The sequence below is a fragment of the Sphingobacterium chuzhouense genome, from assembly GCF_014692525.1.
Lineage (GTDB): Bacteria > Bacteroidota > Bacteroidia > Sphingobacteriales > Sphingobacteriaceae > Sphingobacterium > Sphingobacterium chuzhouense.
The window spans coordinates 191,493-210,027 of sequence record NZ_JACNYL010000003.1; the positions used below are offsets into that span (position 1 = coordinate 191,493).

An 18,535-nucleotide genomic window follows, 5' to 3' on the forward strand; every position below is an offset into this window, starting at 1 on the left:
CCACTTCACATTGTTAGTATGTAAAAAAAGCTTATGGGCATTTATACCGATAAAGAAATATATCGAAACGGGGGTTTACAGGCGTTTCGTAAAAACAAAGAAGTTCCCAAAGTTATCGAGCAACTGGCATTCAAGGCTTTATCGCACTACCCGGAACTTGAGCATACACATATTCGATTTATATTCAGTCAAAAACTAAAGAAATCTGTAATGGCAGCGCGTCCAGTTGTAAGTACACTCTTACAATCCCGCGATAAACGGGTATATGATATCTTAATTAGTCCGGTATTTAAACTCACTCAAAGTATCGAACCGATCCACCATTTACCAGAAGAGGTATTGATTGGATGGCTTGGCCACGAATTAGGCCATATCATGGACTATGAAGAGCGAACGGTATGGGGAATAGCAAAGTTTGGCCTGATGTATTGGCTATCTAAAAGGTACGTACGAAAAGCAGAACGCGTAGCTGATACCTTTGCGGTTAACAGAGGTATGGCATCCTATATCTTGTCAACTAAGGAGTTTATCCTTGGGCATAGTGAATTATCCACTCGCTATAAAGAAAAAATCGCCCGTCTTTATCTTTCTCCGGATGATATCGTCGAACTCGTGTCCGAAATGGAAAAGAAAACGCAACCGGAAAAAGAGGAACTTTTAGCCGATGAAACTGCTTTAGCTCAAAGCACTCAAGAAGAAGATAACTAAGTCATTATAGGATATCACAATTCCGATATAAATGCCTCAAATACTTCAAAATCTTCCGCATTCATAACACGTGGTATTTTGGTCTGCCCGCCTAACTTCTTATAGTGTTCACTCCACTGATGAAAGTGCGTTACCGGTATGATTTCCACTTCTATACCGTCGAGTGTCTGGCGCCTCGCGACGGTATAGTTTTTATTGTTTTCTTGCAAAGCAGCATCGAATGCTTCCGTAATTTCTGTAGAGGCCGGATGCGCTTGATCTGCTCCAAGATACCATTTATTGATATAGCGCTCACCCCGGCGAATAGAGGCAACCGTAAACTCTCGGATTTCTAGGCCAAACTGCTTTTGCAATTTTTGAATCGCCTGGTTCATTTGATGCACAGACAGCTGTTCACCGACTACATTGAGAAAATGCTTTGTACGTCCGCTGATAATGATCTCAGCACGCTCTTTATCCGTGACAATAACTGTATCTCCTATCATATAGCGCCAAGCGCCCGCCACCGTAGAAATTAACAATACGTATTCCACACCTTCTTCCACCTCTTGGATCGTTAACGTGGGTATATGTTGTTTTACACATCCCTCCTCATCCATATTCTCGGACGTGAAAGGAACGAACTCAAAGAAGATACCATTATCAGTAATGAGTGCCATTGCCTCCGTATCTGGTCGTTTCTGCGTTGCCAGATAGCCCTCTGATGCTAAATAGGTATCAATATAAATCATAGGCTTCGCAAAGAGCTTCTCAAAGCTTTTACGGTATGGGCCAAACGCCACCCCGCCCGTACTATACACCTGTAGATTGGGCCAAATGTCATGAATGGTACCCGCCTTATTTTGGCGAATAATTTCTTTAATCAGGATTTCTGACCAGGAGGGAATACCAGTCATGCTTCCTATATCCCATTTCTTTGCCGCACGGGCTATCTTACGCACGCGCTCCTCCCAATCTCTGCTATCTGCTATTTTCTTACCAGGTTTATAGAATCTTCGGAACCATAGTGGTAGGTTAGCAGCCGATATACCGCTTATTTCGCCTTCGAGGAATCCATTATGCTCCACAAGCTTCGTGCTACTACCCAACATCATGATATCCTTTTCAAAAAAATCTCCCGGAAGATCAAAGTTCTTCAAACTTAATATCTGTTGTATACCTGCCTTTTTAATAGAATTCAACATATCATCCGTTACCGGAATGGCTTTACTATTGCTAGTTGTCCCACTACTCATGGCGAAATAACGTTGCCCCCCAGGCCACGTCACGTTCTCATGCCCCTCATGCAGATAATGCCACCATTCCGTATGGAGCTTATCATAGTCGAAAATGGGAACTACGCGTTGGAAATGTTTTACAGGGTCTATATCCGCAAGGATATTACTGAAATCATACGTTCTGCCAAAAGCGGTGTATTTTGCTACATCCAGCATATCCAGCAAGACTTGCTTCTGGGCCTCCCAAGGTGTAGAGTCCTTATTGATCAAGCCGTTCACATCAATTACCCGTTTAATAATTTCTCCAATAATTGCCATAATATGTCTACTCTTCTTTATCGTATAATAAGAGAATAAATGTCCATGAAAATTGTTTTTGAAATCATAGAATATTCTTCCCCTTCAATCTATTTATTATCTTGCGGCGGCAAATAAAATGATAGTCATTAGTATACATCCGTGGCACATATAACAGAAGATTCAATTAAACAAAAAGCTATCCGCTATTTGTTAGCGGGCATTGCTGCTCTCGCTGTAGTGCATGCATTAGGTAGATTTTCATTCACGCCCTTATTGCCATATTTTATCAGCGATAATATGTTGACCATCACACAAGGTGCTGATTTGGCAACTATAAACTATTTTGGCTATCTAATTGGGGCACTACTTGCAGTACGATACTCCAAACCAAAGCTTATCAAGAAGTACTTATTGATTGGTTTAGTGGGAAATGTACTGATCACCATGGCCCAATGTTTCACCCCACAATTTGATGTATTGCTGCTATTACGATTTCTAAATGGTGTTACTAACGGGATTGTATTTGTTTTAGCACCAGCTTTACTGTTGGAGTGGTTCATCATGAACAACAAACCTCAATTAAGTGGCTTAGTATATTTTGGTGTGGCTGGCGGGTTATTGGCAGGCGGGTTATTAGTGGATTCGACCGCAACTTTTTTTCAAACGGAACATCGTTGGATTCCAGTAGCTATTGTATCCTTGTTATTAGCAACTTACAGCATCAAACAGTTTGTAAAGGTTCAAGTGGACAGACCCGACTATAAAGACAAGGGCCAACGACTGACACACAGTAGTACACTTTTCGACCGACGGAGTACACCGCTATTTCTTTCTTATATCGGCGCAGGTCTAGGCTATATATTACCTATGACTTTTCTTCCTACGCTCGCCCACGACACGATGTCAGAGGATAGTATATGGATAAAAAATGTCTGGGCTATCACGTCCCTTTCATGCTTGATTTCTATCCCTGTATGGAACTGGATCGGGCATCGATTCGGAGACCGGTTCGCTCTGATCTATACATATATATTGCAAGCGCTGGGAGTAGCCGCCGTATTGTTAATCCCAGCGGGAATCGGCGTAATCGCGTGCGCAATTTTAGTGGGTAGTGGATTTTTAGGATCGGTTATGTGTACACAACGATTAGCGAGATATTTTCAACCACATCAGGGGCCGAGATTGTCAGCTGCGCTTATCGCCATTTATGCGGGGTCACAACTAATAGGCCCATGGCTTGCTAAGTTGTGGATTGAGCATGGAGGTACTTTACTGCAAAGCTTTGCCGTAGGACTGGGAGCTTTCATCTGGGGGTTATTCTGGACATGGCGGACACCCAAAACATAATATCATTGCATGATTTCTGCATTTCTAATTGTAACAGAAATTAACCTATAGCCATTCTCCGTCCGTAAAAAATCAAAATGATTTTGTGATATATCCTTTGTTCCATAATTGTATGAAATAACCACACTTAATACCGGATACTGCCATTCCCTTGCTTCCCCACAATTGTTGAAGTATTCATCAAAATCCTCTCCATCATACATAAAGGGGTTCAATCCATTTAGAAAAATAGCGTAGTTGGTTTCCGGTTCGTTGATTTCCAATAAGATTCGCTTTAACAATTGAAAGTTATTATCCATAAATTCTTGCTTTCCAGTCTTTGCCCATCCTTCTTTGGATTCCCATGTAACGGTATCATGAGTCGATTGCAATACTTGCTCCTTCCCCAAATCGGACAGCAGTTCATCTATTAGCCAAGCTTTGAATTCTTTCTCAAAATCAATAAAGGTTATATATTTCCCATCGCTAGACGGAAAGCTCTTTTTCGATTTATCTTTCGATGGCTTCGATGTCCTTTCAACGGAATAAAAATCAAGCTTATTGTCGTTGGGAAAATTTTCTGCTAATACATTATTTAAGGTATCGAGTAACACCTCTACCCCTCCTACCCACGAATAATAATTATCTGCAGGAGGGTCGTTCGGACGGACGTATTGCTTTTTGCCGCCTTTTAATCCAACCAGCATGCCATTTCTGACCTTGGTTAAATCATTGTAAATAGCGGGTATGGCGATATCCCCATTCTTATCAAACAAGCCTACTTTGTCCGATTCTCTATCCCTAAACCGTATAAATCCTTCATTTTCACAGTCTGCTGCATTATCAAAGATGTAGATACTATCCGTTCCAAATACTTTGTTTTTTTTATTCAAATAATAACTTGTCCACTTCTCTCCGTTTCGTTCTGTGCCCGATATGATATCATTAAATTGGACGGCCGTGACAAAACCAGCAAATCTTGGTTCTATCCTCACGACACCCGATTTATCTTTGTAACCTGCCAATGTAGAATCCTGATTATAAAAAACAGTCCATGTATCGGTTATTTGTCCCCGTTCGGAACGGCACCCTAACATGATTAGAAACAATGCTGCTATTATTTTAAAATATTTAATTGTCATTGCATTTATATCTTATTCCGATCTAAAATACGAAAGTTCAATCTTTATTTTATATCCCAGAACAACTTATTATCTTTGCCAAACTTAGTTATTTAGAATTATTCTCAATAATATTATATGAAGAAGTATCTTCTGATAGCTTACCAAACAATATATAAAATGAGCAGACAAAATTTCAAACCCATACAAGCATTATTAAAAGTAAGCCGTAAAGAATTTATTACACCACATTATATCAGGATATATCTCACGGGGGATGATGTACAAAAAATTGCCAACACGACTATTGGTGTCAACAACAAGATCCTTATCCCGCCGGCGGCTTGTTCAGCGGTTTATCTCCCGGAATTTGACGATGATAAAAAGCAGTGGAAACCGCAACCGGATGAAATACGCCCCTTTATCCGGACATATACCCACCGCGGAATTGATTTGGAAAAAAACGAGATTTGGATCGACTTCGTCGCGCATGGTGATGAAGGCCCCGCTTCCGCCTGGGCTATCGCTGCCAAAGTAGGTGACCCATTAGGTGTATTGATGAAAGATGGCAAAACCAAATTATATGGCGACGCAGAAAACTATCTTCTCGTAGGCGACGCTACCGCTATCCCTGTTCTAGGCGCTATTCTGGAAGATTTACCTTCTACAGCTAAAGGAACTTGTATCATCGAGGTTCATGGCAAAGCGGACGAACAGCACCTGAAAACCGCCGCTAATGTGCAATTTATCTGGCTACACAATGAAGCTCCCCAACAGGGAAGCTCGCTCGCAGAAACAGTAAAAACACTTGACCTCCCTACGCATAACCGTTTCGCGTATGTAGCGGCAGAATTTTCATCTGTAAAGGAAATCCGCCATTATCTGCGGAAAGAAAAGGATTGGAAGCAAGAGGAGTTATATGCCTATTCTTATTGGAAAGCCGGCGTAGCGGAAGATAAATCGGCTACCGATCGACGCCACGAAAGCGTACAGGAATAAAAAGAACCTTTTTAGCAGAGTATTGTTCTTACTAATAGAAATAAAACAAAAATGTTATGAGAGCTATTTGGACTGGAGCAATTGGATTCGGATTGGTTAATATCCCTGTTAAAATATATAGCGCTGTACAAAGCAGTTCCTTGGATTTAGATATGTTGGATAGAAAAGATAAATCGAACATCAAATACAAACGCGTGAATGAAAACACCGGCAAGGAAGTGAAATGGGAAAATATCGTCAAAGGTTATTTGCTCAAGGATAAATATGTCATCCTGGAAGATTCAGACTTCGAAGAGGCCAGTCCCGAAAAGAACAAAATGATCAATTTACATTCTTTCGTTAAGATGGATGAAATAGATAGTATTTATTTTGATACCCCCTATTATCTGGAGCCTCAAAAAGGAGGAACAAAAGCTTACCAACTTCTTCTGAAAGCGCTCGAAAAAAGTAAGACTGCCGGATTGGGTTCTTTTGTCATGCGCAACGTAGAACACCTTGCCATCGTGAAACCATATGAGAATATGCTCTTACTGAACAAGATTAGATTTGAGGAAGAAATCCGGGCAACAGATGAATTAAGCTTACCGGGCAATGCCCGATTAAAAAAAGAGGAGATGGATATGGCTCTTCAACTGATCAAACAGCATAGCCAACCTTTTGATATATCAAAATATAAAAATGAGTATACCAGCGAATTATTGAAAATTATTAAACAGAAAGCTAAAGGAAAACATACCTCTATTCGGAAGATGAAAGTGGAGAATACGAAATCGACAGACTTGTTAAATAAATTGAAGGCAAGTTTAGCCTAAAGTTTAGCAAGAATCTGCTTTATATTGACGGCGTTGTCCCATAACGTAGCCCAAGGATCGTCTACCTCCTTTACCCGTTTTAATATGGTCTTGATATTGTAATCGGCAATACGCAACTTGGGTGTTAATTCGTCCCATCGCAGCGGTGTACTGACAGTAGCTCCCTCTTTCGGTCTTAAGGAGTAAGGAGCCGCTATGGTCTGCCCCCTTCTGTTCTGCAAAAAATCCAGGTATATCATCCCCTTTCTCTTTTTAGGATCCCGTACCAAGCTGGTCGTATCTGAATGTCTTTCTTGAACCATCTGGGCAACCAATTCGATGAAATCCCGGGCAACATCATACGTATATTTCTTTTTTAAGTAAACATAGATATGTAAACCCGTAGATCCGGAGGTCTTTAGAAATGCGGGGACTTTCATTTCTTCAAAGATTTCATGTGCCGTCTTTGCTACCTGTATCAGTTCTTGAAAATCAGCCCCGTTTGGATCCAGATCCAGCACAGCAAAGTCCGGATACTCCGGCTTTTGATAAGTAGAAAGCCAGGGATTAACCTCAATAGAACCTAGATTCGCGATATAAAGAAGGGTGGCTTTGTCGTTACAAACGATATAGTCTGTTTCTTTTCCCGTGCTTTCCGAATGTACCGGAACTGTTTTTACCCAACCGGGAATATTATCCGTATCCACATCCTTCTGGAAAAAACCTGCTGCTGCAATGCCATTTGGAAAGCGATGCATCGATATCGGTTTATTTTTAACAAATGGAAGTATATAATCGGCCATTTGTTCATAATACGCGATCATCTGTCCTTTGACATAACGCTCCTTTGGCCAGTATACCTTATTTAAATTGGTCAATTGCACCTTTTTGCGACCTATTGTTATTAAATCTTCATTCTTTTCGTCTTTCATAGGACTCTCTTTTTCAATTTCTTCCGAATCTTTATCCTGCCGCAATCCTTTAAATACCGGATGGCGTAGATGACGGTCTGTCGTCCACTCGCTATAATACACTTCACACACCAGTGCTGGCCGTAACCAGGTTACTTCTTTTTCCTTCGCCACTACCACCTCCTTATCGAATGGCTTTTGTCCGCTTTCGTACTCCTTCATAAGGGTGTATATATCTTTAAGGCTCTTTGTATTGAATCCCGTGCCGCAGTTACCGATATATACGAGTTCTCCATCCTGATAATACCCAAGTACCAAAGCCCCGAAATAGGAACGGCTCCCTTGTGGCGGCGTATAACCACAAATGATGGCTTCCTGACTATTTCGTAACTTGAATTTTGTCCAAGAACTGCTACGTTTACCTTGTAAGTATGTGCTTTCTGCTTCTTTCGCTATGATTCCTTCCCACTGTTGCTTTTCGGCTTTCGCTTTAACATGTTGAGCTGTGCCTTGCAAGACCTGTGTTAACTGAACAATTTTAGGTTTTTTTATACGGCGAAACAGTAGTGCAAGTAACTCTTCCCGATCTTTAAGCGCATAATCCGTCACATATTCGTCTTCCAAACGGAGTATATCAAAAATATAATAGTGCAATGTAAGATTACTCGGAATAGGTTCGCCACTGGCTATCAATTGGAAGTGCGCTTTCTTTTGTTCATCCTCAATAACAAGTTCTCCGTCAATCCACGCATGCCTATCCAAGGAAGATAGTTCTGTCACCAGTGATGGAAACAATGTATTCATATCTTTCCCGTTTCGCGAATAAAGTTGAACACCCATTTCGTTCCTTATGGCCAAAATACGAAACCCATCGTATTTTTTTTCGTACCGCCATTCCGTTCCTTCAGGAAGATGTTCTGCCAATTTTGCGAACATAGGTTTCGGAAATTCTTCCGTATTAGTTTTTTGGTTAGTTTTAGAAAGTTTTTTAGAGGGATCGGTTTTCTTCTCTTTTTTAAAATCTACACCAGCTTGCTTAACCACTTGTTTTACACTATCCTCGCTATCGTAAGGTTCATCCCATGCATATCGGTCTTTATGTTTTATGAGCAGCCAAGCATTATCCTCCTGCCCTTTCATCCGTACCAATGCAAATTCACCACGGAGAATATGGCCTTGTAATTTGAATTTTAAGGAACCTTTCTCTAAGTCCAGTAAAAATTCTTTTTCATTCTTTGCTTCCGTAAATTCGTAGTATCCTGAGTCAAAAATAGTGACCACGCCAGCGCCATAATTACCTTTTGGAATAATCCCTTCAAAAGAGGCATAATCTATCGGATGATCTTCGACTTGCATGGCCAACCGCTTATCTTTCGGGTATAACGACGGCCCTTTGGGAATAGCCCAGCTCTTCAACACGCCATCCAGTTCCAATCGAAAATCATAGTGTAAGCGAGAGGCATGATGCCGTTGTACGACAAACCGCAATTTTCTTGCCTTATCACTATTTCGCTTATTACTACCTTTTGGTTCTTGCGTTTGTTTAAAATCCCTTTTCTTTTTATAATCTGCGAGCTTTGCCATACCTGTCTTTTATTGAAATAAACACGCTCGTCTTCATAAGGTTTTCAATGATATTATAGACTACCCGGATATGTCAGCAATTCAATCATGGTTTGAGCCGTGGAAGCCGCAGACAAAGGATTTTGTCCAGTAATGAGTTGTCCGTCCAGCACAACATGTGGGCCAAAAGAAAGCTTAGCCGAGCTAAAATCTGCGCCATATTCCTTTAGGCGCGTTTCCAATTCGAAGGGAATGTTATCGTGACGCATGACCAATGTTTCCTCTATATTGGAAAATGCCGTAAGTTGTTTTCCAACTAAATACCCTGGATGAAGATCCGCTAATGGCAATAATGCAGCCGGCCCATGACAAACCGCTGCAATCGGTTTATCTTCTTTTACAAACTCCAACAACAGTCGACCTAACTCAGGATGGCGAGCCAAATCCCATAAAGGACCATGTCCGCCGGAAATAAACACGCCATCGAAAGCGCTGGCGTGCATATTTTCCAGTTTTAATGTATTTGCAAATTGCTGTTGCACGACCTCATCATCTAAAAAACGTCTATTGGAGGCGGTAATATGCTCCGTTAGTTTACTCATGGGGTCGACTGGTGGCTCTCCTCCTAAAGGACTAGCCATTGTCACTTTAAACCCAGCATCGACAAATTCGTAATAGGGATCCGTCATTTCTCCTAACCAAACCCCTGTCATAGAATCTGTCCCATCCATTCGGGCATGGGAAGTGAGCACCATCAATATATTAAATGTCAATATCATGTATTTAGTTAAGGAGTCGTTGGAGGAGGTGTAGGAGGCAGTACAGAATCTACGCTATCTCTCATCGTGGTATCCGTAGTCGACCTTCCATTTCTGTAGTTTTGGTCTCCAATAGTATCTCTACTATCCATCGTGTCGGAATTTTCAGTTCTATTACCACCACATCCGGTACCTAATAGACCAAGCATAAATGTAAAAAAAATGATCCTTTTCATAACGAAATTATTTATTTGTAATCTAATATTGTGTTGTTTAAACCACTTGTTGAACAATAAAAAGTCTCCTATAGTTGTTTTTAATGTTAATTTAGGTATTTATACATCGTTATGAAGTTCAATACAGGTATTTCACGTGGCTACGGTGAATATCTTGCCTTATGTCAAGTATCCTATTGAAAAAAGTATCTAATATTGTATTCTAAGGTAGAAGGAAATCAAAATTAATGTTTACATAAAAGGTTCTATTATGAAAAGACACGTATCACATTTCATCAGGATGACTCCGCTTTTGGCCGTCCTGTTGGTAAATACACCCGATGCAAGCGCAGATAATAAACAGCAAAATGTTATAGCTTTTGAACAGGCCACTCCTGTCTTTGAATACATTATCAAGCAAGATAGCAGTCGTGATATTCAAAAACTACTTAAACATTACGAACAGACGGCGGTACATTTAAAAAAAAGCGTGGCGGGACTTACAGAAGAACAGCTAAACTTTATTCCAGGCAAAGGACAATGGTCAATTAGCCAATGTCTAGAACATATCATCTTATCAGAACCCATGATTTTTGGGATGTTCAAACAAGAAATTTCAAAACCTGACACGTCCAAAATTTCCCAAAAACCAAGCTATACTGACGAAGAAATTATTAAAAGCATTACCAACAGGAGTGAAAAATATCAAGCTCCCGAAATGCTTCAACCTACTGGAAAATACCACAATATAAACGAGGCTTTAATAGCATTTGAAAACGGGAGAAAAGAGATCATTGATTATATAAAAAATGCCGATATAAAGGCTTTGCGAAATCACATTAGCCAGGGGCCGGCGGGTCCTGTAGACGGCTATCAAAATCTGTTATTCATAACAACACACTCCGATAGACACATTTTGCAAATAGAAGAGATTAAGGTACTTCCTAATTTTCCAAAAAAATAAGATTTATAATTGGTTGATTAGTAAAAAAATACTGGAGTTCCCCACTCCAGTATTTTTTGTTTATAGCTATCATAAACTTTTCTAAACATCTCCTTAATTAGACTGTTTTATATATAGGGCTACTTTAATAACGGAACGGATTTTTTCTGATTTAGAACCGTTCTACTAAAAAGTGTTTAAAACGAAAATCAATGCATTCATTAAAAACATCTATTATGCAAACAATCGATTTGAAATTACTAAAAGAACTTACGGCAATCCAAGGTGAACCTTGTATCTCGATTTACATGCCTACCCATCGAGTACATCCGGCAAATGCGACGGATCCTATCACTTTTAAAAATCTTTATAAAAAGACATTGCAGTATATCAAAGACAACAAACTTAATGAACATGAAAAACTAATCCAACCATTGGAAAAACTCATAGACGATAAAACTTTTTGGGATCACAATGATGAGGGGCTTGCAATCTTCGTATCTTCACAAGATACCCAAATATTACGTTTACCTCAAAAAGTCCAAGAAATAACCTGCGTGGCCGATTCATTTTGCGTAAAACCTTTGTTTAAGTTGTATCATGAAAACCAACCCTACTATCTCCTTGCGCTGGCTTTAGATGATGTACAGCTTTATCAGGGCGACAAATACCAGCTTCAAAAGTTGGATATAAAGGACAACGTACCTACCACCATGAAAGAGGCTTTAGGTGACGAGCTAACAGACAATCATTTGCATGCCTCTGTTGTGCAAGGTACTGGACTGCACGGGTATATGGAAAAAAGTCAAGAGGAAGATATTGATATGGATAGATTTTTCAGGAAAATAGACCAAGCTATTCTCGAACATTATCCAATCCCCCAAGACATACCACTACTGTTAGCTGCTTTGCCCGAGCATCATAATCATTTTTTACGCATCAGTAAACATAGCAATTTTGCCCCAATTCATATACAGATAAACCCCCAATCACTAAGCAAGGCAGCTTTATTGGAAAAGATACAAGAGGTATTCGACAAAATACTAGAAAAGCGGAAAAAGGAGCTTTTAGAACGTTATCACCTTGCCATACCTGAAAACCTAAGTAGTTTAGATATAGGCGATGTGGTAAGAGATGTCATTGATGGTAAGGTAGAAGTGCTTTGTATAGAAAATGGTAAATCTATTGATGGTCATATTGATATCGAGGAACGTGAAATAGTACAAGATGATGGACAATATACCGATGTAATCAATGAATTGGCATGTTTGGCGTTTAACTACGGAGGTAGCGTGATTGTACTTGACAAAGAGGAAATGCCTTCTGAAACAGGTGTTTTCACAATTAATCGATATTAAGAACAAAAAACGCGACTACACATCAATTTTGGCACGGAAATTGTCAATTATTTAGTATTCATAATTTAGGTTAATAATTGGTTAGTTTAAATCCTGGAGCTCCCCGCTTCAGGATTTTTTTATTTCTTATTTCATTCCGTACCCTTATCTAACTCTGAGCTAAATGAGAGCTACTTCCCGATACAAAACTTGCCGAATATCGTACCTAATATGTCCCTATCAACATCGATATCTCCCGTGATACTAGAAATATGTCTCAATGCGTCGCGCACATGGTGGGCTAATAAATCGCCAGGCAACTGAATACTTAGCCCCTGCTTCACTTGCTCGAGTGCGTTTAAAGCCAGCTGTAAAGCTTCCACATGTCGCGTGTTGGTAATGATCTGTTGATCCTCAATAGCCATTTCCCGGATTTTGTCCAACAAAATATTTTTTAACCCTTCCACACTATCTCCGTCCTTCGCTGATATAGCGACTAGCGAATCACTGTAATCGCTAAATAAAGCTCCTGTAATGGCCATATCCATTTCGTTCGGGTAATATCCTCCCTGCAAATCAATTTTATTACGAACTAAAATGACAATAAGACCGTCGTAATAGAGTTCCTTCACTTGTGCGATGACCTCATTTGCCGTACTATCTTTATCATCGTATAAATAGAGTAGCACCTTCGCCTGCCGAACTTTCTCTTTAGCTTTGGTCACACCGATAGCTTCGATAGTGTCCATCGTTTCCCGCAACCCCGCCGTATCGATAAAACGGAAGGTAATCCCATCCAAATTGATAGTCTCTTCGATGGTGTCCCGGGTAGTTCCGGCGATATCACTAACAATAGCACGTTCTTCGTCGAGTAAGGTATTAAGCAACGTCGACTTACCAACATTAGGTTTTCCTATAATGGCAACTGGAACCCCATGCTTTATCGCATTTCCGTAAGCAAACGACTGAATAAGTTTGTGGATATGCACCTTAATTTCCTGAACCAAAGCTTCAAATTGTGCCCTATCAGCAAACTCGACATCCTCTTCTCCAAAATCCAGTTCGAGTTCCAAGAGCGCCGTAAAATTAATCAGCTGTTCGCGCATCTGCTGTAACTTATTGCTGATTCCTCCACGCATTTGGTTCATGGCGATTTCGTGGGAAGCTTTGTTTTCCGAAGCGATTAGATCCGCAACAGCCTCCGCCTGCGACAAATCCATACCACCGTTTAAAAATGCCCGCAACGTAAACTCTCCAGCCTGTGCTGCTCTAGCTCCCTTCTTAATCAGTAAACCTATCAGACGTTCGACAATGTATTTTGAGTTATGGGTAGAAATTTCGACCACATCCTCCTTCGTGTAGGAATGCGGACCTTTAAAAAGCGAAACCAATACTTCATCGATTATTTCATCCTTATCCCGTATCGTACCGAAATGGATCGTATGAGAAGGTTGGTTTAGAAGATCTTTTCCTTTGAACACCGCGTTGGTAATCGTGATTGCTTGCGAACCAGATAAACGAATAACCGCAATGGCACCATTCGCTCCCGGAGATGTCGCTAAAGCCACAATCGTATCTTGCGAAACTAATCCTGTTGACATGGGGCAAAGGTACGGTTTTTATATGTACGTCTCTACTTCTCATAAAACTCAATCGGCAACCCATCCGGGTCAGCGATAAAAGTAAATTTCTTCCCGGTAATTTCATCCGTTCGGATAGGTTCATACGCTACATCACTTTCTTCCAATGCACGGACAGTTTCTTCTATATCCGATACCTCAAAAGCTAAATGTCGCAGTCCGTTTGCTTCAGGATACGATGGACGCATCGGAGGGGAAGGGAAAGAGAATAGCTCTATAATATAATGACCGTTTAGCATTAAATCTGCTTTATAGGAATTGCGTTCAGTTCGATAGGTCTCTGCCCGTACCTCCAAGCCCAAAATGTCTCTATAAAAAGATAGACTACGTAAATAGTCGCTACAGATAATAGCAACGTGATGGATTTGATTCAACTTAAGCGCCATTCCCTTACAAAAGTTGAAAGAGATCGTTCACACCCAATAGTTTACGGGCTGTAAACCCTTCCGCATATTTGACCTGGATATTTCGTCCCAATTCTGCCGCTCTACCCCTCGTAGACTCCATAAAATCAGGGTTCGAAATATAAGTCTGGGGCTCATTGTCGTCTACAGACACATTAAATTGTGTAGCATAAGCTAGAATAGATTGCTCTTTCTTTTCCCAAAAGTCGGTAATATCCAATATAATATTCGGCTGGATATATTTGTCTTGGATCACTTGCAATTGAAGCCTAGGTCGAAAAGCTTCTTGTACTTGTCCTTCATCAACTGTTTCGATACGGCGTAACCCACTTAGAAAAAGTGCGTCATTCACCAATTTACTCGCCCTTCCATGGTCTGGATGACGATCGTCCAACGCATTGGTGATCACAATTTCGGGTTGATATTTGCGGACTGCACGGATAATAACGAATTGGTTTTCTTCATCATTAGCAAAAAAACCATCGCGCAATCTCAGGTTTTCCCGAACGCGTACACCGAGGATTTCGGCTGCTTTCGCTGCTTCTCTCTTCCGAGTTTCCGGAGTGCCGCGTGTTCCCAATTCTCCCTGTGTCAAATCCACAATACCTACCTTTTTACCTGCCGCCACATATTTCGCAATCGTTCCCCCCGCCCCTAATTCGGCATCATCGGGATGAACGGTCATCACCATTAAATCCAACTTCATAGTACATTTCTGTTTGTTCCAAAAGTAGACATTTAAGTAAAAAATGGCAAATAGAACACAAAGGACATCAAGAATGCTCTACGCTGTTATCAGTTTTTCGATTTTGGCGGTCACCCTCTTCGCTTGCGGGCTTGTGACGCTATAGAAGTAATCCACTACTTCTCCTTGTTTGTTAATAAGATATTTGTGAAAATTCCATAAAGGTTTAACGTTTACACGTCCATTTAGGTTCTTGTCGGACAAAAATCTGAATAATGGATCACAATAATCTCCAACAACATGTATGCGTTTAAATATTGGAAAAGTAACCTGTTGCTGGATACGGCAAAATGTTTCCAGCTGCAAACCTGTCATCGGCTCCTGTTCATGAAAATCATTGGATGGAAAAGCTAAAATTTCAAACCCTTGATCCCTGTATTTCTGATATAATTGCTCTAGTGATTTAAATTGCTTAGTAAAGAAGCATTTACTGGCAGTATTTACAATCAATAGCACTTTGCCGGAATAATCTTGCAACGATTTCTTTTCTCCGTTAAACTGTAGGCCGTGGAAATCATAAACCGTCTGCATAGCTTCCTTTTTATTAGGTCTAATAATTATATAAATTCTTTATGGGACGCACACGTTCGTAACCCCGAATAATATTCTCGATTTCATAATCTTCTTCTGGATCATAAACCGATTTCAAGTTGTGGCCGAATACCTTTGCTACCGACTGGTAAAAGAAAGCTGAAAGTCCTCCTTTCATTTCTCTTACAAGTTCATAGCTGCTATTCCCCGTTTGGCGCTGCACCAATTTAATTAAGATTGCCCCTTGAGAGATGCTCAGATTTTTTATTTCTGTTCTGAATTTCTCCTTAATTTCATCTTCACACGCTTTTATCAAACGTTTTTCTTCTCTCTTGGAGGAAGCTAGGGCAATTTCACGATCCAATTGTTCGTACCGTTTTTGTGCATAAATTGCATAAGGCAATACACGCAGAACATTTCGTTCCAAACGCAGGTAGTTCAATCTATCTTCTTCTGTCTTAAACGTACGTCTGGCAGTGACGATGACATCTTTTATTGGAAACCAAGGCAATACTTCCCCCGTTTCCAAACGGGTAGTCGTATAATACTGCAATGTTTCACCCTCTCCTTTTCCGTAGTGAGGAACCTGCAAGGCTTGTCCTTTACCCACATATGGCAATAGGAAAACCAAAAATAAACCCCATACAAAAGACCGCGTCATCTCCTCCTAAAAAATGTTAATGTATTTCCAAATATGTAAAAAATTCGCTATATTTATGTGTTGTTTTTTGCCTGTTTCCACATAAGCGGAAAAACAATAATAAAATTACAAACAAAAAAATATAAAAGCAACTTTTTCAGTGTGTATATGGAAGAATTTGAGATTGACATTGAGGCAGAAAATAAGGAGATTAGGAAAAGGTACCGCGCTTTACTCCGAGCTTGCAAACCGACTTTGCAACGAGGCGATAAACAAGAAATCCGAAGAGCATTTGACCTTGCGTTGGAGAGCCACAAAGATATGCGTCGTAAATCAGGCGAGCCATATATATACCATCCCATAGCTGTCGCACAGATAGCAGCGGAAGAAATAGGTTTAGGAACAACCTCCATCGTATGTGCTTTATTGCACGACGTCGTGGAAGATACGTCCATTACTCTACAGGATATAGAAGCACAGTTTGGAAAAAAGGTAGCGCGCATTATTGATGGACTTACTAAAATATCGGGAATTTTTGACCCGAACAGTTCCATGCAAGCAGAAAACTTCCGTAAGATGTTACTTACGTTGGCAGATGACGTGCGCGTTATTTTGATTAAACTTGCGGATCGCCTTCATAATATGCGCACAATGGAGTTTATGGCACGACATAAGCAGCTGAAGATTGCATCGGAAACGAGTTATCTCTACGCTCCCCTCGCGCACCGTCTAGGTCTTTACGCTATAAAATCCGAATTGGAGGACCTCTCTATGAAGTATACCGATCCGGACACCTATAAATTTATCGCACGAAAGCTAAACGAGAAAAAAGCGGAACGTGAAAAATTTGTAGCTGACTTCATCGAGCCAGTCAAAAAAATACTCGAGGAACAAGGCATCAAGGCAGAAGTATTCGGCCGTCCAAAATCGATTTATTCCATTTGGAATAAAATGCGAAAAAAATCCATTCCGTTTGAAGAGGTCTATGATCTCTTCGCTATCCGGATTATCATAGACACTCCTACCGAAAGAGAAAAAACAGAGTGTTGGAAAGTATATTCGATCGTTACGGATTTATACCGCCCTAATCCGGACCGCCTACGTGATTGGGTGTCTTCACCCAAGGGGAATGGTTATGAGTCCCTACATACCACCGTAATGGGACCACGAGGCCAATGGGTCGAAGTACAGATTCGGACAAAGCGTATGAACGAAATTGCCGAGAAAGGATTTGCCGCGCATTGGAAATACAAAGAATCTAACTCTGACAGTGGGTTAGACCAGTGGATACAGAAAGTCCGAAACTTATTAAGTAGTCCGGAGCAAAACGCAATGGATTTCGTGGACGACTTTAAGATGAATTTGTTCTCGGACGAGATATTTATTTTCACGCCCAAAGGCACGTTGGTCCAGCTACCGAATGGGGCCACAGCATTGGATTTTGCATTTGAAATCCATTCGGATATTGGTGCAACCTGTATCGGTGCCAAAGTTAACCACAAGTTAGTTCCACTCAGCCATCCGTTGCAAAATGGAGATCAGGTCGAAATTATCACCTCCAGTAAGCAGACGCCAAAAGAGGATTGGCTCAATTTCGTCGTTACGGCGAAAGCAAAATCAAAAATACGTTCTTCGCTAAAAGAAGAAAAAAGACGGGTAGCAGAAGACGGCAAAGAGATTTTAGAACGCAAATTAAAATCTTTAAAAATCACTTATAACACAGATAATATCAATAAAATTGCCAACTATTTCAAGTATCCTAGTTCCCAAGAACTTTTCTATAATGTCGCAAAAGGCAATATTGATATCAAAAACCTTCGCGAATACGCGGAAAGTGAGAAAACAAATACACCTGGTCAAAGCCATTTCAGTTCACACGTTTCTGGCTTGGTGGAAAAAATCAACAAAAAAGAAATCGATACAATTCTTATCGGTGACGATTACCAGCAAGTTGATTACACACTGGCACCTTGTTGTAATCCGATTCCAGGTGACGACATCTTCGGTTTTCTAACCGTGAATGACGGTATCAAAATACACCGTACTAGCTGCCCCAACGCATCCAAACTTATGGCGAGTTATGGATATCGGATATTGAAGGCAAAGTGGGCGTCTTCTCAACCAAACGTAGCTTTCCTTACGGGTTTACGCATTGTTGGGATTGACGACGTAGGGCTCATAAACAAGATAACAAACGTCATCTCGCAGGAATACAATGTCAATATACGTTCGTTGTCCATTACTAGTAATGAGGGGATATTTGAAGGAAACATTATGGTGTTCGTAAATCACATTGAGCAATTGGAAGATCTCATGAAAACCCTGAAGCAAATCAGCGGGATAACAGGCATAACACGCTATGAGGCAGATAATTAATCAGATGCAT

At 40.5% G+C, this 18,535-nt stretch carries 17 protein-coding genes; 7 read left to right on the forward strand and 10 right to left on the reverse strand.

What is annotated here, in order from left to right:
• The first annotated feature begins 33 nt into the window (after nt 1–33).
• Nucleotides 34–708: a hypothetical protein gene (locus H8B21_RS12855; RefSeq protein WP_190314184.1), complete on the forward strand. Its 675-nt coding sequence runs from the start codon at nt 34–36 to the stop codon at nt 706–708.
• A 14-nt stretch (nt 709–722) separates the two neighbouring features.
• Here H8B21_RS12855 and H8B21_RS12860 read toward each other — a convergent pair whose 3' ends face one another.
• Nucleotides 723–2,243 (reverse strand): GH3 family domain-containing protein, encoded by a 1,521-nt coding sequence (locus H8B21_RS12860; RefSeq protein ID WP_190314185.1) that lies wholly within the window; start codon nt 2,241–2,243, stop codon nt 723–725.
• A gap of 141 nt (nt 2,244–2,384) precedes the next feature.
• Between H8B21_RS12860 and H8B21_RS12865 the strand changes: the two genes are divergently transcribed.
• On the forward strand, nt 2,385–3,572 hold the full coding sequence (locus tag H8B21_RS12865) for a YbfB/YjiJ family MFS transporter (RefSeq protein ID WP_317170395.1): 1,188 nt from the start codon (nt 2,385–2,387) through the stop codon (nt 3,570–3,572).
• Nucleotides 3,573–3,574: 2 nt separating this feature from the next.
• Here H8B21_RS12865 and H8B21_RS12870 read toward each other — a convergent pair whose 3' ends face one another.
• Complete coding sequence (locus tag H8B21_RS12870) at nt 3,575–4,693, reverse strand: hypothetical protein (protein WP_223815017.1); 1,119 nt, start codon at nt 4,691–4,693, stop codon at nt 3,575–3,577.
• Nucleotides 4,694–4,852: 159 nt separating this feature from the next.
• Here H8B21_RS12870 and H8B21_RS12875 point away from each other — a divergent pair, with 159 nt between their 5' ends.
• A complete protein-coding gene (locus H8B21_RS12875) occupies nt 4,853–5,671 on the forward strand; it encodes a siderophore-interacting protein (RefSeq protein ID WP_190314186.1) in 819 nt (272 codons plus the stop codon).
• Nucleotides 5,672–5,727: 56 nt separating this feature from the next.
• Complete coding sequence (gene ku / locus H8B21_RS12880; protein WP_190314187.1) at nt 5,728–6,483, forward strand: non-homologous end joining protein Ku; 756 nt, start codon at nt 5,728–5,730, stop codon at nt 6,481–6,483.
• Here the strand turns inward: ku and ligD are convergent.
• Genes ligD through H8B21_RS12895 form a run of 3 tightly spaced genes read right to left on the reverse strand, consistent with a single transcriptional unit; the run spans nt 6,480 to nt 9,930 of the window.
• Complete coding sequence (gene ligD / locus H8B21_RS12885) at nt 6,480–8,957, reverse strand: DNA ligase D (protein ID WP_190314188.1); 2,478 nt, start codon at nt 8,955–8,957, stop codon at nt 6,480–6,482. The two genes, ku and ligD, sit on opposite strands and share 4 nt — an antisense overlap.
• Nucleotides 8,958–9,010: 53 nt before the next feature.
• A complete protein-coding gene (locus H8B21_RS12890; protein ID WP_223815018.1) occupies nt 9,011–9,715 on the reverse strand; it encodes a type 1 glutamine amidotransferase domain-containing protein in 705 nt (234 codons plus the stop codon).
• A gap of 8 nt (nt 9,716–9,723) precedes the next feature.
• Nucleotides 9,724–9,930, reverse strand: a complete 207-nt coding sequence (locus tag H8B21_RS12895) for a hypothetical protein (RefSeq protein WP_190314189.1) — start codon at nt 9,928–9,930, stop codon at nt 9,724–9,726.
• Between the two features lie 250 nt (nt 9,931–10,180).
• On the opposite strand from H8B21_RS12895, the gene H8B21_RS12900 reads away from it, so the two are divergent.
• Both H8B21_RS12900 and H8B21_RS12905 read left to right on the forward strand, forming a co-directional pair.
• On the forward strand, nt 10,181–10,873 hold the full coding sequence (locus H8B21_RS12900; protein ID WP_190314190.1) for a DinB family protein: 693 nt from the start codon (nt 10,181–10,183) through the stop codon (nt 10,871–10,873).
• A gap of 215 nt (nt 10,874–11,088) precedes the next feature.
• The gene (locus tag H8B21_RS12905; protein WP_190314191.1) at nt 11,089–12,210 is read left to right on the forward strand and encodes a baeRF3 domain-containing protein; all 1,122 of its coding nucleotides are present in this window, start codon (nt 11,089–11,091) and stop codon (nt 12,208–12,210) included.
• Nucleotides 12,211–12,380: 170 nt separating this feature from the next.
• Here the strand turns inward: H8B21_RS12905 and mnmE are convergent, their stop codons facing one another.
• The 5 genes from mnmE to H8B21_RS12930 all read right to left on the reverse strand — a co-directional run bounded on the left by mnmE (nt 12,381) and on the right by H8B21_RS12930 (nt 16,170).
• Nucleotides 12,381–13,790 (reverse strand): tRNA uridine-5-carboxymethylaminomethyl(34) synthesis GTPase MnmE, encoded by a 1,410-nt coding sequence (mnmE, locus tag H8B21_RS12910; RefSeq protein WP_190314192.1) that lies wholly within the window; start codon nt 13,788–13,790, stop codon nt 12,381–12,383.
• 32 nt (nt 13,791–13,822) lie between these two features.
• Nucleotides 13,823–14,215: an SMU1112c/YaeR family gloxylase I-like metalloprotein gene (gene gloA2, locus H8B21_RS12915; protein WP_190314193.1), complete on the reverse strand. Its 393-nt coding sequence runs from the start codon at nt 14,213–14,215 to the stop codon at nt 13,823–13,825.
• A gap of 4 nt (nt 14,216–14,219) precedes the next feature.
• Entirely contained in the window at nt 14,220–14,939 is a 720-nt protein-coding gene (bshB1, locus tag H8B21_RS12920; protein WP_190314194.1) for a bacillithiol biosynthesis deacetylase BshB1, read from the reverse strand.
• Between the two features lie 78 nt (nt 14,940–15,017).
• On the reverse strand, nt 15,018–15,509 hold the full coding sequence (locus tag H8B21_RS12925) for a glutathione peroxidase (protein WP_190314195.1): 492 nt from the start codon (nt 15,507–15,509) through the stop codon (nt 15,018–15,020).
• Between the two features lie 19 nt (nt 15,510–15,528).
• Complete coding sequence (locus tag H8B21_RS12930; RefSeq protein WP_190314196.1) at nt 15,529–16,170, reverse strand: DUF4294 domain-containing protein; 642 nt, start codon at nt 16,168–16,170, stop codon at nt 15,529–15,531.
• A gap of 147 nt (nt 16,171–16,317) precedes the next feature.
• On the opposite strand from H8B21_RS12930, the gene H8B21_RS12935 reads away from it, so the two are divergent.
• Nucleotides 16,318–18,525 carry a RelA/SpoT family protein gene (locus H8B21_RS12935; protein ID WP_190314197.1) on the forward strand — a complete coding sequence of 736 codons (2,208 nt, stop codon included), beginning with the start codon at nt 16,318–16,320 and terminating at the stop codon, nt 18,523–18,525.
• Nucleotides 18,526–18,535 lie beyond the last annotated feature (10 nt).